Annotated in this window: 17 protein-coding genes; all 17 read right to left on the bottom strand. The window is 66.3% G+C overall.

The window, feature by feature from the left end; translation table 11 throughout:
• Positions 1–10: 10 nt before the first annotated feature.
• The 17 genes from QM588_RS06565 to QM588_RS06485 all read right to left on the bottom strand — a co-directional run bounded on the left by QM588_RS06565 (position 11) and on the right by QM588_RS06485 (position 19895).
• Positions 11–661, bottom strand: coding sequence for a cell division protein SepF (locus QM588_RS06565; RefSeq protein WP_027497339.1), 651 nt, complete (start codon positions 659–661; stop codon positions 11–13).
• Between the two features lie 81 nt (positions 662–742).
• Positions 743–1480, bottom strand: a complete 738-nt coding sequence (locus QM588_RS06560; protein ID WP_283312253.1) for a YggS family pyridoxal phosphate-dependent enzyme — start codon at positions 1478–1480, stop codon at positions 743–745.
• Positions 1477–2238 (bottom strand): peptidoglycan editing factor PgeF, encoded by a 762-nt coding sequence (gene pgeF, locus QM588_RS06555; RefSeq protein WP_283312252.1) that lies wholly within the window; start codon positions 2236–2238, stop codon positions 1477–1479. The genes QM588_RS06560 and pgeF overlap by 4 nt, the downstream gene beginning before the upstream one ends.
• The gene (gene ftsZ / locus QM588_RS06550; protein WP_027497341.1) at positions 2235–3509 is read right to left on the bottom strand and encodes a cell division protein FtsZ; all 1275 of its coding nucleotides are present in this window, start codon (positions 3507–3509) and stop codon (positions 2235–2237) included. The genes pgeF and ftsZ overlap by 4 nt, the downstream gene beginning before the upstream one ends.
• A gap of 174 nt (positions 3510–3683) precedes the next feature.
• Positions 3684–4352: a cell division protein FtsQ/DivIB gene (locus QM588_RS06545; protein WP_283312251.1), complete on the bottom strand. Its 669-nt coding sequence runs from the start codon at positions 4350–4352 to the stop codon at positions 3684–3686.
• Between the two features lie 122 nt (positions 4353–4474).
• The gene (gene murC, locus QM588_RS06540) at positions 4475–5977 is read right to left on the bottom strand and encodes a UDP-N-acetylmuramate--L-alanine ligase (RefSeq protein WP_283312370.1); all 1503 of its coding nucleotides are present in this window, start codon (positions 5975–5977) and stop codon (positions 4475–4477) included.
• A gap of 62 nt (positions 5978–6039) precedes the next feature.
• A complete protein-coding gene (murG, locus tag QM588_RS06535) occupies positions 6040–7182 on the bottom strand; it encodes an undecaprenyldiphospho-muramoylpentapeptide beta-N-acetylglucosaminyltransferase (RefSeq protein ID WP_283312250.1) in 1143 nt (380 codons plus the stop codon).
• On the bottom strand, positions 7179–8759 hold the full coding sequence (gene ftsW / locus QM588_RS06530) for a putative lipid II flippase FtsW (protein ID WP_283312249.1): 1581 nt from the start codon (positions 8757–8759) through the stop codon (positions 7179–7181). Before ftsW ends, murG begins: the two co-directional genes overlap by 4 nt.
• Complete coding sequence (murD, locus tag QM588_RS06525) at positions 8756–10216, bottom strand: UDP-N-acetylmuramoyl-L-alanine--D-glutamate ligase (RefSeq protein WP_283312248.1); 1461 nt, start codon at positions 10214–10216, stop codon at positions 8756–8758. The genes ftsW and murD overlap by 4 nt, the downstream gene beginning before the upstream one ends.
• Positions 10217–10219: 3 nt before the next feature.
• Positions 10220–11305 (bottom strand): phospho-N-acetylmuramoyl-pentapeptide-transferase, encoded by a 1086-nt coding sequence (gene mraY, locus QM588_RS06520; RefSeq protein WP_032374350.1) that lies wholly within the window; start codon positions 11303–11305, stop codon positions 10220–10222.
• Complete coding sequence (locus QM588_RS06515; RefSeq protein ID WP_283312247.1) at positions 11302–12825, bottom strand: UDP-N-acetylmuramoyl-tripeptide--D-alanyl-D-alanine ligase; 1524 nt, start codon at positions 12823–12825, stop codon at positions 11302–11304. Before QM588_RS06515 ends, mraY begins: the two co-directional genes overlap by 4 nt.
• Complete coding sequence (locus tag QM588_RS06510) at positions 12822–14423, bottom strand: UDP-N-acetylmuramoyl-L-alanyl-D-glutamate--2,6-diaminopimelate ligase (RefSeq protein WP_283312246.1); 1602 nt, start codon at positions 14421–14423, stop codon at positions 12822–12824. The genes QM588_RS06515 and QM588_RS06510 overlap by 4 nt, the downstream gene beginning before the upstream one ends.
• Positions 14424–14580: 157 nt before the next feature.
• Positions 14581–16452, bottom strand: a complete 1872-nt coding sequence (locus tag QM588_RS06505) for a peptidoglycan D,D-transpeptidase FtsI family protein (protein WP_027497349.1) — start codon at positions 16450–16452, stop codon at positions 14581–14583.
• On the bottom strand, positions 16449–17231 hold the full coding sequence (locus QM588_RS06500; RefSeq protein ID WP_283312245.1) for a hypothetical protein: 783 nt from the start codon (positions 17229–17231) through the stop codon (positions 16449–16451). Before QM588_RS06500 ends, QM588_RS06505 begins: the two co-directional genes overlap by 4 nt.
• A complete protein-coding gene (gene rsmH, locus QM588_RS06495; protein WP_283312244.1) occupies positions 17228–18268 on the bottom strand; it encodes a 16S rRNA (cytosine(1402)-N(4))-methyltransferase RsmH in 1041 nt (346 codons plus the stop codon). The genes QM588_RS06500 and rsmH overlap by 4 nt, the downstream gene beginning before the upstream one ends.
• Before the next feature lie 219 nt (positions 18269–18487).
• The gene (gene mraZ / locus QM588_RS06490) at positions 18488–18919 is read right to left on the bottom strand and encodes a division/cell wall cluster transcriptional repressor MraZ (RefSeq protein WP_027497352.1); all 432 of its coding nucleotides are present in this window, start codon (positions 18917–18919) and stop codon (positions 18488–18490) included.
• Positions 18920–19460: 541 nt separating this feature from the next.
• The gene (locus QM588_RS06485; protein ID WP_283312242.1) at positions 19461–19895 is read right to left on the bottom strand and encodes a DUF3040 domain-containing protein; all 435 of its coding nucleotides are present in this window, start codon (positions 19893–19895) and stop codon (positions 19461–19463) included.
• Between the last annotated feature and the right edge of the window lie 5 nt (positions 19896–19900).

The raw sequence follows: 19900 nt of genomic DNA, 5'->3' as shown, positions 1-19900 counted from the left end.
GGAGAAACGATCACTGCTGGCTGTAGAAGCCGGTTTCCGCGATTCGCCTGCGCTCCTGCGGGGATACATCGACATCGGCGGGCGAGAGCAGGAACACCTTCGTGGCCACCTTGTCGAACGATCCACGAAGCGCGAAGGCCAGTCCGGCCGCGAAGTCCACGAGTCGCTTGGCGTCGGCGTTGCTCATCTCGACGAGATCCATGATGACCGGAGTGCCGTCGCGGAAACGCTCACCGATGGTGCGCGCCTCGCTGTAGTCCCTCGGGCGCAAAGTGGTGATCTTCGACAGTGGGCCCCCGTCGTCGACGATCGGGCTGCGTCGCGTCTCGGCCCGCACGTCCATGCGGGTGTCCATCGCCAGCGCGCCACGAGTGGCAGCGCCTCGGGTCGACGGTCCTGCTGTGCCGCGTGCGCGTCCACCGATCGGAGCGAGCGTCGCAGCGGGGCGAGGAGCCTCGTAATCGTCGTAGTCGTCGTCGGCCTGCGCGTGCCGCGAGCCACCGAACGACGGCTTGACGAAGTCACGATCGTCGATGTCGTCGTAACCGTCACGGCCACCACGGGGACTACGGCGGGTGTCCGGATCGTCGAGGTAGTCGTCCTCGTAGTCCGCGAGCGGAACCATGCCGAAGTACGCCTTGAACTTGTGCAGGGTGCTCATCGTTCTGCCTTCCGTGGCCGTGTCTACTGTCCATCTCCAGGTTCGCAAGTGTCTGTTGTGACTGATGTGATCCGTGGACTGTTATTGGGAGGCTATCGGCCGCGCACCGAGTATTGCGGTACCGACACGCACGCACGTCGATCCGTGTCGCACAGCAGCTTCCAGGTCCCCCGTCATGCCGGCCGACAACTCGCGGGCATCGGGATGATCACGCAGAAGTTGCTGATGCAGCACTTCGAGATCACCGAACGCAGCGTCCGCATCGGCATCCAACGGAGGTACGGCCATCAGTCCCGCCAGACGCAAGCCGGGTGCGGTCGACACCGCGTCGGCCAATTCGTACAGGTCCCCGCGTTCGACTCCGCCGCGGTGGACATCGCCGTCGAGACTGACCTGCACGAGGACGTCGAGGGGCGTCGCCCGAGCACCGTCGTCGAGTGCTGTCTTCGTGGCCTTGGACAGCGCGGTGACCAATCGAGCGCTGTCCACCGAGTGAATGGAATGCGCCCACGCAGCGATGGACTTCGCCTTGTTTCGCTGGAGATGCCCGATCATGTGCCACCGCGGCGGATCACTGCGGAAGTCCTCGACGGTCTCGGCCACTTTGGGCGACGCATCCTGTTCTCTGGACTCACCGAACTCACGGCAGCCCAGCTCGTACAGGATCCGAACGTCGGACGCGGGGAAGAACTTCGTCACCGGCAGCAGAGTCACGGTCGAGTCTTCTCGACCTGCGTCCGCACATGCTCGCGCCAGTCGTTCGCGTACCGACGCCAACGCGGCGGCGATTTCGGCAGCGCGGTCGCTGGGCTCGCTCACGACATCCTCCCCTCGCCGGAGTCGGTAACCTCGTCTGCGGATGCGGAATCCATCCACACGACGCTCGCGATACGGCCGGTCGACCCTTCCCGGCGATGACTGAACAGGGTCCGGTCCTCGATGGTGCACCGGGGATCCTGAGCCACGCCGTGCAGTCCTGCGGCGATCAGCTGCGCGCGCACACCTGCGGGGATGTCGAGACCGGGAGTGTTCCGAACCGTCGTCGTCGCGCTCCCGGGCAAGTGCTCGTCGACGTCTGCACGCATGTGCGCCGGCACCTCGTACTGACGCCCACTGGCCGCCGGGCCGAGGAAGGCCCCGATCCTCTCCGGGACCGCACCCAGCTCGACCATCGACGCAAGTACTCGAGGAATGATGCCGATGCGGGCACCGACGCGGCCGGCGTGTACCGCGGCGATCACGCCCGCCTCTTCGTCGGACAGCAACACCGGAACACAGTCGGCCGTCAACACCACGAGCGCGAGATCGCGCTGCGTCGTCACCAACGCATCGGTCATGGGAACGGGCTCGGACACCGGCCCGTCCACCACCGTGACGGTGCGGCCGTGGACCTGCTCCATGAACACCATGCGTTCGATGCCCATACCCAACCGGTCACCGAGGCGTCGACGGTTGGCATCGACTGCGGCCGGGTCGTCGCCTACGTGATCACCCAGATTGAAGGTGTCGAACGGAGGGGCCGAGACGCCGCCGGCTCGCGTTGTCGACACCCGCCTGACCCGAAAGGAGTCACTCACCGCCGCATGAAGGACGGTACGTCGACCTCGTCTTCGCCGTCGTCCTCGGCGACGGGTACGCGGCGTCCGGATCCGACCGACTCGCGGCCCTGACCGCCGGAATCCCGGCCGTGACCGGCTGCGGACTCGCGGCTGGACGATTCGCGGTTCGACGAACTGGACGAGTTGAGCGGCGGCAGGCTCGATCCGCTGGGTGCGCCGACCGGGTCGCGGAACACAGCGCCTTCGGAGCTGTCGTTGGAACGCGAGGAGACCTCGCCCGAGCGCGCCGATCCGATCGGGCCACGGGTGGATGCCGCTGCCTCGACCGGACGACGCGTCGGCGTTCCCCCGTCGAACCCGGCCGCGATGACGGTGACACGAACCTCGTCGCCGAGAGAGTCGTCGATCACGGTTCCGAAGATGATGTTGGCGTCGATGTGCGCAGCTTCCTGGACCAGCGAGGCGGCCTCGTTGATCTCGAACAGGCCGAGATCCGAGCCACCCGCGATGGAGAGCAGCACTCCTCGGGCACCTTCCATGGACGCTTCGAGCAGCGGCGAGTTGATCGCGGATTCCGCGGCCTTGATCGCCCGGCCTTCGCCGCGGGAGGAACCGATGCCCATCAACGCACTGCCTGCGCCGGACATGACGCCCTTGACGTCGGCGAAGTCGACGTTGATCAGCCCGGGGGTGGTGATCAGATCGGTGATGCCCTGAACGCCGTTGAGCAGGACCTCGTCGGCACTGCGGAACGCATCCATGAGGCTGACGGCCGCGTCGCCGAGCTGAAGCAGACGGTCGTTGGGGATGACGATGAGCGTGTCGCAGGATTCACGCAGCTGCTGGATGCCGGTGTCGGCCTGGCCACCACGGCGCTTGCCCTCGAAGGAGAACGGACGCGTCACGACGCCGACGGTCAGTGCGCCGAGCTTGCGCGCGATGTTGGCGACGACGGGAGCGCCGCCGGTGCCGGTTCCGCCGCCCTCACCTGCGGTGACGAAGACCATGTCGGCACCCTTGAGGACCTCTTCGATCTCGTCCTTGTGGTCGTCCGCTGCGCGGCGACCCACCTCGGGGTCGGCACCGGCACCGAGTCCACGAGTCAGCTCGCGGCCGACGTCGAGCTTGACGTCGGCGTCACTCATCAGCAAGGCCTGAGCGTCGGTGTTGACCGCGATGAACTCGACTCCCTTGAGTCCCTGTTCGATCATCCGGTTGACCGCGTTCACGCCGCCGCCGCCGATGCCGACGACCTTGATTACGGCGAGGTAGTTGTGCGGGGGCGTCATGGGCTCTCGCCTTCCGTGGATTGTTGCTCGAAAATTGTGGAAAACCCTCAACCTAAACCACAGGCTTAGAGTTATGTCAAGTACTCGACTGATCGGAACGCTATTCACCGCCGGCCACGATCGCCATTAGGCGCGCCGATGCCGCGCCGAAATTATGAGCCTTTCGCGTCGACGCTATTTCGTGGTCGGAAGATCGGGGCTCGACACGTCGAAAATCTGGCCCGGTTGCGACAGCAGCGCGATTGCCACCGCTCCCTTGCGCTCGGAGTTGTCCTTGTTCCCCCACACGACGGTACGCCCGTCCAACAGCAGGATCGAGATGTCGGACAGCGTGCTCGCTCGCACTTCGCCGACCTGACCTCGAATCAGCGGCGGCAGCGAATCGAGCACAGCCAGTGCATCTTTCGTCACTGGATCACCGAACACAGGGTTGTCTGTCACCAATCGGACCACACCGGGCGGAGGCGGAGCGACCGCGAAGTCGACGCCGGTCGCATCGAGCAAGTGAGTGCCGTCGGGAGAATCGACGAACGCCACCGGCACACGTTCCTCGACGGTGACCTGCACGGTGGACGGGTATTTCCGTTGCACCCGAACCGAAGCCAACTCCGGTATCGACGCAACACGCTGGGCCGCGGCCGCCGCGTCGACCCGAACCAGGGGTAGGCCGGTCGGCACCTCGAGTCGGTCGAGGATCTCCTGTTCGGACACCGACGAGGCTCCCACGACCGAAATCGTCCGAACCGAGAGCAGCGGCGTGAAGTAGACCAGTGCTGCCGATCCGACAATCACTGCGACAACCGCCACGACGGCAAGCACTGCGCGTCGGCGTGACCGTTTCACGCGAGCACGCTCTTCTTCCCTGGCCTGCGCGCGAGCTTGTCTGTCTGTGACCGACGACGTCGAATCACCCTGCTCAGCAACGGGTTCCGATCTGGAAGTGCGGTCTCGATCGGACCGACGAGTCACGTCGCCGGCCGATCCTTCGGTACCGCGCGGCCGGTCGTGGCACCGAAATCGGTTTTGGAACGAAGGGCGTCGAGAATGGGTCCGCCGAGCATGGTCACGTCGCCCGCACCCATCGTGATCACCACGTCGCCGGGACGGCTGAGATTGGCCACCTGCTTGGCGACCGACGACAGATCCGGTTGATAGTTCACCGGTTTGGTCACCGACGCTGCGACCAGAGCCCCGGTCACACCGGGCAGAGGTTCCTCGCGAGCGCCGTAGACGTCCAGGACCACGATCTCGTCGGCCAGCGACAGTGCCGTACCGAACTCCTCGGCGAACGTCGCAGTACGTGAGTACAGATGCGGTTGGAACACCACCACGACCCGCCCCCGCTCGCCCGGAAGTGCTTGACCCGCGACCAACGCCTGCGCAGCGGTCAGCACGGCCCGCACCTCGGTGGGGTGATGGGCGTAGTCGTCGAACACTCGGACTCCGTGCTCGCGTCCGGTGAACTGGAACCGCCGGTGCACTCCCCCGAATCCGGTCAGCCCGGCCAGTAACTCCTCTACCCCCGCACCCACCTGGCGGGCAGCCACGAACGCCGCCAGGGCGTTGAGGGCGGTGTGTCGTCCCGGTACTCCCAGCCGAACCGTGCGGGCCGAATCCTCACCGGCGATCTGCAGTTGCGCGACGCCACCGATGTCCTCGGGCTCCCAGGCCAACAGACGAACGGCCATCTCGACCGGTCCTGCGTCGACGTCGGACGACCCGTAGCCGAGCACCGTCACTCCGGGGAGATTCTTCTCGACCACGCGGCGGGCCAGAGCTGCCGATCCCGGATCGTCCATACATGCCACCAGCACACCGCCCGGGTGCAGCAGCGCGGCGAAATCGTCGAACACCTTCACGTAGGCCTCGGTCGTGCCGAAGAAATCGAGGTGATCGGCCTCGATGTTCGTCACGATGATCACGTTCGCCGAGTACTGCAACAGCGAACCGTCACTCTCGTCCGCCTCGGCGACGAAGACGTCGCCGCTGCCGTGATGCGCGTTGGTTCCGGCCTCGTTGAGCTCACCGCCGACCGCGAACGACGGATCGAAGCCGCAGTGCTGCAGCGCGACGACCAACATCGACGTGGTCGACGTCTTTCCGTGCGTGCCCGACACCAGCAGGGTGCGATACCCCTCCATCAACGACGCGAGCACGGCGGGCCGCAACACCACCGGAATTCCGCGATCGCGAGCCTCGACGAGCTCGGGGTTGGTCTTGGGTATGGCCGCGTGGGTCGTCACGACCACGGTGGGGCCGCCGTCGATCATGTCCAGTGCACTTGCATCGTGCCCGATTCGCACCAGCGCACCGCGGGCTCGCAGCGCCAATACCCCGCGCGATTCCTTGGCATCCGATCCGGACACCTGGCCTCCGCGCGCCAGCAGAATGCGTGCGATCCCGGACATCCCGGCACCGCCGATTCCCACCATGTGCACTCGTTCGAGCTCCGTCGGCAACTCCGACATCGCCGCACCCTCAGTTGTCACGCGGACGTCTCCCTCGTTCTGTGGCATTCTCGCCGCCCGGTTCAGCGCCGCGCCGCGTGCGCGGTATCGAGCACGATCTGCGCGACGGCCGCCGCAGCACCCTTGTGACCTGCACCTGCCGCGGCACGAGACATCGCGGCGATACGCTCGGTGCCGGCCACCAGAGCAACGACCGTGTCGGTCACGTACTGCGCGCTCAGCGACGCGTCGGCTACCAGGATGCCACCTCCGGCGTCGACGACGGGACGGGCGTTGAGCTCCTGCTCACCGTTGCCGTGCGGTAGAGGTACGTACACGGCAGGCAGCCCGGTCGCGGAGACTTCGGCGACCGTCATGGCACCGGACCGGCAGATCGCGAGGTCGGCCGCCGCGTAGGCCAGGTCCATCCGGTCGATGTAGGGCACTGCGACGTACGGAGCTTCAGGATTGCTCTGCTCGACGTCGAGTGTGTTCTTGGGACCGTGTGCGTGCAGAACCGAGATGCCGGCGGCGGCAAGGGCCGCCGAGGCACCGGACACTGCGTCGTTGAGCGAACGCGCGCCCTGAGAACCGCCGAACACCAGCAGTACCGATCCGTGTTCGGGCAGACCGAAATGGGCGCGAGCCTGCGACCGCATCGCCGCGCGATCGAGACCGGTGATGGTGGGCCGCACCGGAATCCCGATCACTTCTGCATCCTGGGACCCCGGTGCAGAGATACCCGATCCGGCGACGGCGGCAAGGACACGTTCGGCGCTGCGTGCACCGACCTTGTTCGCGATGCCGGCGCGGGCATTGGCCTCGTGAATGATCACCGGAATACGGCCGCCGCGACCGAGAAGTCGACCGCGGGCGGCGAGATACGCAGGCAGCGCTACGTAGCCGCCGAATCCGACCAGCACATCGGCCTCGACGGCGGCGAAGATCTCCCGGGTTCGACGCACCGACCGTGCGACCCGAACCGGTAACTTCACCAGGTCGAGGGTGGGCTTGCGCGGCAGCGGCACGGGCGGTATCAGTTCGAGCGCGTAGCCGCGGGCGGGTACCAGTGTCGTTTCGAGTCCCCGGCTGCTGCCGAGAGCGGTGACGGTGACGGTGGGGTCGAGCTCGCGTAGGGCGTCGGCCACGGCGAGCGCGGGCTCGATGTGTCCGGCGGTTCCGCCTCCGGCCACCACCACGGATATCGGCCTGGATGTCTGCTTCACCGTCGGTATCCTCGCTCACCCGAGCGGACCGGCGGACGACCGGGTTGCGGTTCCGGACGCGGTCGATACGGCGCCCGGGGTCCGGCGGCGTACCCGCTGCCGGTGTCCCGGCGTTGGGGCTCGGCACGGCGCGCGTGGCCGCGGGGTGCGTTCCTGGCCGACCCGTTGGGGGTGGCCGTGTCCACCCGTGAACTCGACACCCGGGTACGTCCGGGCTCGGGTGACCGTGACCCGCGGCCGTCCTTGTTCTTGCGGGACTCGAGACGTGTGCGATCCTGCGCCGCCAACGTGGGGCGGGTGGACTTGGAGCGTGCCATCGCGGCCCGCTTCGGTGAGAACACGGCAGGCAGCGGCAGTCTGAGCGCTCGGGCGATTCGACCCTCCTGCCCGGCGTGCAGTGCGGCGATGGCTTCCGGTTCGTGTCGGGCCGCACTGGCGATGATCCCGAACATCAACAGTGTGATGGCCGTGGACGTACCGCCGTAGGACACCAGCGGCAGCTGCAGACCGGTCACCGGCAGCAGCCCGACCACGTAACCGATGTTGATCATGGCCTGACCGAACACCCAGCACGTTGCGCTGGCAGTCAACATACGCAGGAACGGATCGACCGACCGCATTGCGATGCGTAGGCCGGTGTAGACGAAGAGACCGAACAAACCGATGACGGCGAGGCAGCCGATCATGCCGAGCTCCTCGCCGATGATCGCGAAGATGAAGTCGTTGTGCGCGTTGGGGAGATAGCTCCACTTCGCGCGACTCTGTCCCAGTCCACGACCGAACAGCCCGCCGTCGGCCAAGGAGTACTTGGCCTGGGTGGACTGATACGACAGACCCTGGGTGTCCTCCCCCGGGTTGAGCCAGGCCTTGACGCGGTTCGAGCGGTAGCCGGCGGTGAACGCGAGCACGGTCGCCAGAGCCAAACCGGTCACCAGCACTGCTCCGAAAAGCCGAGCATTGAGGCCGGCGAACCACAGCAGTGCGACGAGAATGATGCCCAAGGCGATCGCGGTACTGAGGTTGGGCTGGAGCACGACGAGCAGACACATGAGTAGGCCCGCAGGCAGCAACGGCACCAGCAGAGACTTGATGTTGCCGTGCTCGCTGCGACGGGAGGCCAGCAGATGCGCTCCCCACAGAACCAACGCGACCTTGGCCAGCTCGGACGGCTGGAACGAGACGACACCGAAGTCGAACCATCGACGTGCGCCCTGACGCTCGGCACCGATACCGGGGATCAACACCAGCATCAACATCGTGATCGAGACCAGGAAGAGCGGGAACGACAATTTGCGCAGGTATCGCACCGGCAGCCGAAGCGCCACGTAGAACGCGACCACACCCAGTGCGACACCGATCAGCTGTTGCGTGAACAGCGCGTATCCGGACTCGTCGGCTGCGAACGATTCGGCCGACGACGCCGACAGCACCATCACCAGTCCGAGCACGGTGAGCAGCACCGCGATCGTGACGACGAGGTGGAACGACGCCAGCGGCCGACCGAACCACAGTCCGATTCGGGTACGCGGCGCGGTGGTGCGACGAGGTGGACGCGCCGGGCGAGCTGCGGTGGTCACGATCGCGGCGATCCGAGGGCGACGACGTCGAGGCGCTCGACGGACTCGGCGAAGCTTCGGCCGCGATGACCGTAATCGACGAACATGTCCAACGACGCAGCCGCAGGGGCCAGCAGGACGGTATCGCCGGCCGTGGCGAACCCTGCAGCGTGGCCGACGGCCGCTCGCATCACCGCATCTGCATCTTCAGCCTCATGAGTCACACCAGCATCGTCTCCCGAAGGGAGCCTGACGACCGGAACATCGGGGGCGTGTCGCGCCAAAGCCTCTGCGATCTGCATCCCATCGCGGCCCAACACCACCGCAGCCACGAGCCGATCGGCGATCTCGACGACCAGATCGTCGATCACCGCACCCTTCAGCAACCCTCCCGCGATCCACACGACCCGATCGTGCGCGAGGATCGACGAACGCGCCGCATGCGGGTTCGTCGCCTTGGAATCGTCGACGAACGTCACCCCACCGAGTTCACGGACCACTGCGGCCCGATGTGGTCCCACCCGGTACGTCCGCAATCCGTTTCGGACGGCCTCGGCGTCGACACCGATCGACCGCGCCAACGCAGCGGCGGCCAACGCGTCGAGCACACCGGACGGGCCACTCGGTTCCACCTCGTCGGCGCGGAGCAGCTCGACGTCATCCCCGAACGCACGGTCGACGAGCATTCCCGCCCGCACTCCCAGCTCGCCCGCGGCGGGATCACCCAGCCGGAAACCGACGACGGTCGCTGCCGGTGCCCCCGCTCGCAGACCGGCAGCCACCGCGTCGTCGAGTCCGAGGACCCCGACGTCGCCGCTCAACGCGCGCGCCTTGGCCTGGACGTAACCGTCCATGCCCCCGTGCCAGTCCAGATGATCCTCGGCGATGTTGAGCACCACCCCCGCCGCGGGACGAACCGACGGTGCCCAGAACAACTGGAAGGACGACAGCTCGACCGCGAGAACACGGGGATGCGGGGTACCGCGCAACGCGTCGGCGATGGGGAGGCCGATGTTTCCGCAGGCGACGGAGTCGATTCCGGCAGCGTCGAGGATCGACGCGAGCATCGAGGTGGTGGTCGTCTTACCGTTCGTGCCGGTGACCACCAGCCAGCGAGCTCGCGGGCCGTACACCTCGGCGCGGTCGAGATGCCACGAGAACTCCACGTCGCCCCACACGGGGACGTCGTGGTCGGCGGCCGCAGCCAGCACCGGAGAGTCCGGCCGGAACCCGGGACTGGTGACGACGAGCGCAAAAGCCGCGGTCGCGTCCGAATCGTCGAGCAGATCGTCCTGGAGCACCACGGCCGCACCGAGCGCCGACGCCTCGTCGAGCGCAGCTCGGTTCGAGTCGGTGACGGTCACAAGTGCGCCGAGGTCCAGCAGTGGGCGTACGACGGCCAGCCCGGAGATGCGCGCACCGGTGACCAGCACCGAACTACCGCGCAACCAGGACAGATCGGTCGAGGCTTCGGTCATCGCCTAACCGCCCACAGCCGCGAGGTATTCGCTGTAGAACAGGGCCAAGCCGACGGCCGACGCGATCGCGGCGAGCAACCAGAACCTGATGATGACCGTCGTCTCGGCCCAACCGGCCAACTCGAAGTGGTGATGGAACGGGGCCATTCGGAACACGCGTCGCCGACTGGACCGGAACACGGCGACCTGGATGACGACCGACGCTGCTTCGGCGACGAACAACGCGCCGATGACCACCATGATCAGTTCGGTCTTGGTGACCACGGACAGCCCTGCGATCAGGCCGCCCAGAGCGAGGGATCCGGTATCGCCCATGAAGATCTTGGCGGGCGCAGCGTTCCACCAGAGGAAACCGATGCAGGCACCGGCCGCCGAGGCGCAGACCAGGGCCAGGTCGAGAGGGTCGCGAACGTCGTAGCAGCCCGGCGCAGGACCGGCCGGCCCTGCGCACGCCTGCCGGTACTGCCAGAAGGTGATGACGGTGTACGCCCCGAGGACCAACGTCATCGACCCCGCCGCCAGGCCGTCGAGGCCGTCGGTGAGATTGACCGAGTTGGACCACGCGATCACGAGCAGACAGACGAAGAACACGAAGACAGCAGCCGACATCGACCACGTTGCGATGTCGCGCACATACGACAGTTGAGTGCTGCCCGGGGTCAATCCGTCGTCGCTGCGAAACTGCAGGACCAGGATGGCGAACAACACCGCCGCGGTGATCTGGCCGACGTACTTGCCGGTGGCGTTCAGACCCAGGTTGCGCTGTTTACGAATCTTGATGAAGTCGTCGAGAAAGCCGACGAGGCCGAGCACGGTGGTCAGGCCGAGTACGAGTAGAGCCGAGGCCGACGGCCCCTCGGCGTCGTATCCGATGCCGATCAGGTGCGAGCCCCAGTAACCGGCCCAGATCCCGACCAGAATCGCCACGCCGCCCATGGTGGGAGTACCGCGCTTGGACTGATGGCTCGCCGGGCCCTCGACCCGGATCTCCTGGCCGAAGCCCTGTTTCGAGAAGGTCTTGATGAGCACCGGAGTCAGCAGAATTGCGACTGCAAGTGCGATCCCTCCGGCGAACAGGATCTGTCTCACTGCTCGCCCTCCGGGGAATCGGACGTCACGGCGTCGACGGCAGAACCGGCCAACAGGGCGTCGGCTACCGTCCACATCGCGCCCGACTGCGAGGCCTTGACCAGCACGATGTCGCCGGCCCGAACCTCGTCCTCGAGCACGGCGATGGCGGTCTCGCGGTCGGGTACGAGCATCGATTCCTCGCCCCAGGAACCTTCCATGACGGCACCCTGATGCAGCGCACGCGTGGGCCGACCCGAATCGACGATGATCAGCCGATCGACGTCGAGGCGCACGGCGAGCCGACCGATCGCATCGTGCTCGACCACCGCTTCGCCGCCGAGCTCGCCCATCTCCCCCAATACCGCCCAACTGCGCCGCTTGGGGCCGTCGTCTCGCCGCGACATGGACACCAGCGCCTTGAGGGCGGCCCGCATCGAATCGGGATTCGCGTTGTACGAGTCGTTGATGACGGTGACGCCGTCCGCGCGGGTGCGTACGTCCATCCGGCGGATGGAGGTGGGTACCGCGGTCGAGAGGGCTTCGGCGACCTGGGCCACGCCGGCCCCGCACTCGAGCGCGACGGCCGCGGCAGCCAGGGCGTTGCCCACCTGATGTTCACCGTGCACCGCCAGCGTGATGTGCGCCGTGCCCGCCGCACACACGAGCGTGAACGATGCCCGCGCATCGGTATCGACCACGACGTCGACTGCCCGGACGTCGGCGTCCGCGTTCAGTCCCACGGTGACGACGGATGCCTTCGTGCGTGTCGCCATCTCGGCGACGAGCCGATCGTCGATGTTGAGGATCGCCACGCCGCCGTCCGCGGCAGCGGGCAGTGCCTCGACCAATTCGCCCTTGGCCAACGCGATGGCGGCACGTGAACCGAACTCGCCGAGGTGCGCGGTTCCGACGTTGAGAACCACCCCGATCCGGGGCGGCGCAAGCCTGGCGAGTTCGGCGATGTGGCCGATCCCCCGGGCGGACAGCTCGAGGGCGAGGAAGTCGGTATCGGCGTCGGCCCGCAGAGCAGTCCACGGATGCCCGAGTTCGTTGTTGAACGATCCGGGTGGGGCCACGACGGACCCGAGCGGACGCAGCACCGCCGAGATCAGATCCTTCGTCGACGTCTTGCCCGACGACCCCGTCACCCCCACAACGGTCAGATCGTGGCGCGCCGTCAGTTCGAGCACCGATTCCCGGGCCAACGCCCCGAGAGCGGTCAGCACCGCAGCACCGGCGCCCTCCGGGTCGTGTTCGAGTGCCATCGCACGGCTCGAATGCGGCACCGGCCGAACGACGACAGCCGGGACACCCACCGGACGCGCCGCGAGAACGACCGCAGCGCCGGCGGCCACGGCGTCGGCCGCGTGCTCGTGGCCGTCCACCTTGGCACCGGGCAGGGCGAGAAAGACACTGCCGGGTGTGACCTTGCGTGAGTCGAACTCCACCGGTCCGGTCACCGACACCGACGGGTCCGCCACGTCGTGCATTTCGCCGCCGACGATGTCGGCGATGCGAGCGATCGAGAGCGGTATCACCGTGCGCCTGCGCTCGTGGGGACCAGGCGCGCGTCGATGGCCGACGCGAGTACCACTCGGTCGTCGAACGGATACTTCACCCCCGCCACCTCCTGGCCCGTCTCGTGTCCTTTACCTGCGATCAACACAACGTCCCCCTCACGTGCCCACGCCACGGCTTGTTCTATCGCCGCTGCGCGGCCTTCCACATTTCGTACTTCGCCGCGAGCCTCGTCGGGCACCGACAGTGCACCGTCTTCGACGGCCTGCCGTATCGCTGCCGGATCCTCACTGCGCGGGTTGTCGTCGGTCACCACGAGGAGATCGGCACCGCGTGCTCCGGCCGCACCCATCAGGGGGCGCTTGGCGGTGTCCCGATCCCCGCCTGCACCCAACACGACGGCGATACGTCCACGGGACGACTCTCGCAGAGTCGCCAGTACCGCTTCGACGGCAGCGGGCTTGTGGGCGTAATCGACCACCGCGAGGAAGTCCTGGCCACGATCGATTCGTTGCACTCGACCGGGCACGTCGACGGTGGCGATTCCCGGTGCGGCCGTCGCGGCATCCACGCCTGTCGCTTCGCAGGTCGCGAGCGCGAGCACGGCGTTGGCGACGTTGTAGCGACCCGGCAGACGCACCGACACCGGCAACGACGTCCCGTTCGGATCGGCGACGGTGAACGACTGCGTACCGTCGTCGTGCTTGGCCCACTCGGAGACGGTCCACTGCGAGTCGGCACCGGTGGACACCGTGACGACCGTGGATCCGGCCGACAGGGCGATATCGGCCATCCGCACGCCCCAGGCATCGTCGACGCACACGACCGCTGTGTCTGCCCGTACCGGGGAATCGACCCCGAACAGCCGGCTCTTGGCCAGAAAGTAGTCCTCGAGCGAATCGTGGAAGTCGAGATGATCCTGGGACAGATTGGTGAACGCGCCGACCGCGAAGTCGGTGCCGTCGACTCGTCCGAGGGACAACGCATGGGAAGACACTTCCATCACCACGGTGTCGACTCCGGCCTCGACCATGACGGCGAACAGCGCGTGCAACTGCGGAGCCTCGGGTGTGGTCAGAGCGCTCGGCACGTGCCGGCCCACTACCCGGGTCTCGATCGTCCCGATCAGTCCGCAGCGGCGGCCGGCGGTTGTCAGGCCGGCCTCCACGAGGTACGCGGTCGTCGTCTTGCCCGACGTGCCGGTGATTCCGACGACCGTCATCTTCGACGACGGATTGCCGTAGACGAGGGCGGACACCGTTCCGAGCACCTGGCGTGGTCGGTCGTGCACGAGGACAGGAACCTGGCGATCGGCGGTGGCGAGGACGCGGCGGACGATGTCGGCACCGGACGGGTCCGTGAAGACCGCCACCGCACCCCGCTCGATCGCGTCGGCGGTGAACTCGGCTCCGTGCCGAGCGGATCCGGGTAGCGCGGCGAAGAGATCGCCGGGGCGAACGGACTGCGCTCGCAGATCGATTCCGGTGACCTGCACTCCGTCGAGGTGTCCCCACTCGATCGTTGCACCGACAGCGGACGCCACGTCGGACACGTCGGTGTGCGGCGGATTCGCCGGCCGAGACCCCGGAGCGGGTTGTGAATCCGGTGACACAGTCACTCCTGCTCCCTTCCTCTGTACTGCCACCGCACACTGCGTCAGCTCGAACACGCTGCGGTGGCTGGTCGACGAACACGCCTCGAGCCGATGTGTCAGATTACCGGCGACCGTGATCGACATGCCGCCGCCCCGATTCCCGGACCGGCAGATTCGAGCCTCAGTCGGCCTGGAGAACCAACTTGGGGCCCGGGTCGGCGGACATCGGAACACTGTCGCGCTGCAACAGCCAGCTGGCGATGTTGTGGAACAGCGGTGCAGCCGATTGCCCTCCCGAGCCGTCGGCACTGCGGGACGGAGCGTCCAGCATGATTCCGATCACGTAGCGAGGATCGTCGGCCGGAGCGATACCCGCGAACGTGATCCAGTACTTCGAGTTCGAGTAGCACTTGCACTCGGGATCGACCTGCTGGGCCGTACCGGTCTTACCGCTGATCTGGTAACCCTCGACGCCCGCGGCGACTCCGGTACCGCGCTGATTTCCGTTGTCGTCCTGGGTGACCGACCGGAACATGTTGCGGACCGTCTTCGCGGTATCGGGACTGACCACGTACACCCCGTCGGGCCGCGGTGTCTCGGTTCGTTCGCCGTTGGCGTCCACCGTTGCCGCGACGATCCGCGGCGGGATGCGCACACCGTCGTTGGCGATCGCCTGGTACATCCCGGTCATCTGTAGGAGCGTCATCGACAGGCCCTGCCCGATCGGAAGGTTGGCGAAGGTGCCGCCCGACCACTGATCGCGGCTGGGCACGCTGCCGGCGCTCTCGTTGGGGAGGCCGACGTCGCTGCGCTGGCCGAGGCCGAACTTGTTCAGCATGTCGGCATAGCGATCCTCGCCGACACGTTGAGCCAGCATCAGAGTCCCAACGTTGGAAGACTTACCGAACACTCCGGTCGAGGTGTACGGCGCAACTCCGTGTTCCCAGGCGTCCCGGACCGAGACCCCGGACATGAAGATGTTGCCCGGTACCTGCAGCACCTCGTCGGGTGTGGTGAGCCCGTATTCGATAGCAGCTGCAGCAGTGATGATCTTGTTGACCGAACCGGGCTCGAACGGCGTCGTGACAGGCAGATTGCCCATCTCCTTGGTCCGTTCGTTGTTTCCGACGCCGATTCCGGGGTTGAAGGTGTTGTCGTTCGACATGGCCAGCACTTCGCCGGTGTGCGAATCCTGGACGTAGGCAGACGCATTCTTGGCTCCGGACAGATCCTTCGCCAGCTGTACCTGCTGCTGTACGTAGTACTGCAGGTCCGCGTCGATCGTCAGTTCCACGTTCGAGCCGTTGACCGCGGGCTGCTTGTCGCGCCAGCTACCGGGAATGACTGCCCCGTCGGAGCCGCGATCGTAGGTCTGCGATCCGTCGGTTCCGGCGAGCGTGGCGTCGAGCGAATCCTCGAGACCGAGCAGGCCGTGACCGTCCCAACCGGTCGCCCCGACGATGTTCGCGGCGAGCGAGCCTCCCGGGTACTCGCGGATGTCCTGACGTTCGAGCCCGACCTGCTTGAATTCCTTGCTGATGTTCGACGCCACGGTGGCGTCCACACCCCGAGCCAGGTAGGTGAATTCGTCGTTGCTCTTCAGCTTCGCGAGCAGATCCTTCTTGCTGACGACATCACCGAGATCGCTGTGGATCCGCTCGGCGATGTCGTCGAGGTACTTGTCGGTTTCCGGCTTCGTCGGATCCTTGGCGCGTGCCTCGTCGAGTTCTCTACGAACCCGGACCGGCTGGAACGTCAGTGCTTTCGCTTCCATGGTGAAAGCGATCGGGTTTCCGTTGCGATCGAGGATCGAGCCGCGCATCGCCGGATCGACGAGGGTGGTGGTGCGTTGCGAGGCGGACTCCGCCGACAGTGTCGGCGCATCGAATCCCTGGATCCACAACAACTGTGCCGCGACGACCGCCAAAGCCACGTACATCAGGATGCGGCCCGTACCGTGCCGAAAACGAAATGTGGACGAGTCCAAACGCTTTCGTCCCGGCCGCGCGCGATCTGCGGGCCGGGGACGTGACGCAGGCGACGGCCTGGTCACTGCTCGTCACCGGAGGATTCGCCGGGGGCGGGAGCCGAGGGGGTGCTCATGGGAACCAATTGTTCAGCAAGCGCAGCAGTTCCGGCACCATTGGGCGCACTCGGCGTGGCGGCACGAGTGTCACCTGTGCCGGTCGGCCCGTTGGGCTGCGACGCACTCCTCGGAGTCTGCGACTGCGCCGACTGTTGTGCGGGATTCTGTGTTGCCGCACTCGGAACCGAGCCCTCCCCCGAGCCGGTAGCAGGAGGCGGATCGAGGGGTGCAACGGGCGCACCGTCGGCGGGAGCGGGCGTGCCGACGACCTGCACACCGCCCTCGGGGGCTACGACGAGGCGGGCGGGGTTCTTGGCGGGGACCATCCCGATCGCCGCAGCTTTGCGCGCCAGCTCGGGAGCCGATTCCGCGAGTTCGACGTCGCGCTGCAAGGAAGCGCGCTGTTGCGCGAGCTCGGCGTTGACGGCCTTGGCGGCACTGAGGTCGTAGGAGTCCCCCGCCGATCGCGTCGTCAACAACAACGTCAAACCGAGTCCGAGGGCGAGCAGACCGATGACCAAGGCAACGAACGGGATTCGCGCCGCAATGGCACTGCCGTTGAGCGTCGGTCGAAGTGCGGCTGCAGAACCGCGAGCAGAATTCGGCGTGTGAATCGAGGCGCGCTGCTGCCTGCGCTCGTAGGCACGTAATGCAGCTCCGGACCGACCACCGCGGCCGGCCCGCTCGGGCCGAGTAGCCGGAACCCGATTGCGTTGTGTTCCAACAGTTGTGCCTGGAACCGTCATTCCGCTCTCCTTGCAATCCGTTCGGCAGCGCGCAACCTCACCGGGGCCGAGCGCGGGTTGACTTCTATTTCCGCGTCTGAGGCGCGTTCAGCACCTCTGGTCAGTAGCCGAAATTCTGGACCCATCCCGGGAAGTTCGACCGGCAATCCCTCGGGACTTCGAGACTTGATCCGAGGGGCCAACTCCTGCTTGACAACTCGATCTTCGAGCGACTGATACGACATGAAGACGACGCGGCCGCCCACAGCCAAGGCGTCGAGTCCTGCCGGCACTGCAGCTTTGAGCGAATCGAGCTCCCCGTTGACCTCGATACGCAGCGCCTGGAAAGTACGCTTTGCCGGATGCCCACCGGTGCGGCGCGTCGCGGCCGGAATTGCGGCATAGAGCAATTCGACCAACGGGCCGCTCGTGGTGAACGGTGTGTGCTCGCGTCGCCGCAGAACGGCGGACGCGATCTTGCCCGCGAACCGCTCTTCTCCGTAGGTGCTGAGCACGCGAGCGATATCTCCGTGCGAGTACGTATTGAGCACGTCGGCTGCCGTGATGCCCTGCGTCGGATTCATCCGCATGTCCAGCGGTGCATCGACGGAATATGCGAAGCCGCGGTCCGACTCGTCCAATTGCATCGACGAGACTCCGAGATCGAACAGGATGGCGTGAACCGAGTCCGTCGCGGGAAGGCCGGCCTCGTCGAGTGCGGCGGCGATGCCCTCGTATGTGGTGTGCACCAGGGTCGTTCGATCGGAAAACGGAGCCAGTCTGGCACCCGCCTTGTCGAGTGCGTCGGGATCACGATCGAGTCCGATGAGGTGCAGAGCGGGGTACTTCCGCAGAAAGTGTTCGGCGTGTCCGCCGAGTCCGAGCGTGGCGTCGATCATGACCCGAGTCGTGTCGGTGTCGTCCGCCGATTCCACTGCGGGCCCGAGAAGTTCGTCGGCACGCTCGAGTCGAACGGGGACGTGGATCGGGCCGCCGGAGCGACGGTGAGTGCGGTCGGCGGACGCGTCGTTCTCGTCCGGCCCGGCTCCCTCCGTCATGGTCCCTCCCGGTTGCGTATACGTACTTCTCGCCCGGGTCCGGGCCCTGCGGGTCGTCCATTGCGGCCGGTGCGAATGCTTCGAGGTCCCTGTCCGATAGGGAACCTGGCGTTGGGGAAGAACGTCAGGGTCCTGATCTGCGAAACCTGGCGTTGGGGAAGAACGTCAGGGTTCTGATCGGGCAGAGGCCTCGCTGCACTCGCAGCCGGCCTCGGTGGTCTACAAGATCCCTCCGAGGGATTCGTCGAACGCGTCGGAGAAATCCTGCTCGTTCTCGGCGGAGTAGCGGGCCCAGGCTTCGTCGTTCCAGATCTCGATGAAGTCCATCGATCCGATCACCACGCAATTGCGTTCGAGTCCCGCATACCGACGGTGCTCGGGACTGATGGTGATACGGCCCTGTCCGTCCGGCCGCTGTTCGTCGGTTCCCGAAAAGAACTGGCGCACATAGGCACGGGCTTTGGGGTTGGCACGAGAAGCCGCCGTCAACTTTCGAGAACGCTCTGCGAAGTCTGCCGCGGTGTAGACAGCAAGGCTGAAATCCTGCCCCTTGCTCACCATGACACCTCCCGCAAGCGCGTCCCGAAATTTGGCCGGCAACGTGAGTCGACCCTTGTCGTCGAGCTTCGGCGTGTAGGTACCGAGAAACACTCGCCACCTCCAGCCTCGACTCTCCGCTGCGGACCACTTTACCCCACTCTCCCCCACCTCGAACCATTCGCAGCCCGAAAACTTTCTGGACAACCACATATCCGCAGCTCAGACGCAAGAAGATTGCCTGTTCACGTCACCGCGTTCGACGTCGGCCCTAATCCGGCTGGCACAATCCCCCGAAGCGCGCGCCGTCTCGAGCAGGCATTTTGTGCAACAACCCGGCGGACAAGCGCGGCTGGACCCTCGAAGTGGGGACTAGGTGGGGTGAAGTGGGGACAAAGGCTGACTGTGGGGGGAAGTGGGGAGTTCACCCCGGAACCACCGCACCGGAACCACCGCACAGGAACGATCGCACCGCGCCGTCGCTGGGGCGCGCTCGACCGAGCACGCCGCGCGACAGGGGCTACGGAAGGCTCGCCGCACCGAAGAGCCGTGAACGACAGCAGCACCTCACCCGAGGGTGAGGTGCTGCTGTCGAATCGGTGAAGTTGTGGTGGGTGACCGTCAGGCCCAGGGCGATCCGGACGGCGGAGTCATATCACTCCTGATCGAACCGCTTACGAAAGCGGTCCTCCATTCGAGAGGTGAAGCTGCCGCCCTTGCGGCCACCACTCGATTTCGGCTGAGCACTACGACCTTGCGTGCCGGCTTGGTCGCTTGCGCTACCTTCGTCGCCGGTCGCGGCAGCTCCCTTCTTGGAGCCGCCGAACAAGAACAGTGCCCCGGCACCGAACATGAAGAGAAAGCCGATGAGGCTGACGACGAGAAAACCCAGACTGTTCGTCGACAGTGCTACACCGGCGACGAGCAACACGAGTCCCACGACGAACAACGCGGCAGCCTGAAAACGCCTCTTGCTCGACGCCGCGCGAACGCGACCGCCCCTCACATGGGACGCGAATTTGGGATCCTCGGCGTAGAGAGCGCTCTCGATTTGATCGAGCATGCGCTGCTCGTGCTCGGAGAGTGGCACGGTAC

The sequence above is a fragment of the Rhodococcus sp. IEGM 1354 genome, from assembly GCF_030056855.1.
Lineage (GTDB): Bacteria > Actinomycetota > Actinomycetes > Mycobacteriales > Mycobacteriaceae > Rhodococcoides.
Note: the sequence above shows the minus strand (reverse complement) of the source record. Positions and strands in the feature narration are given on the sequence as shown.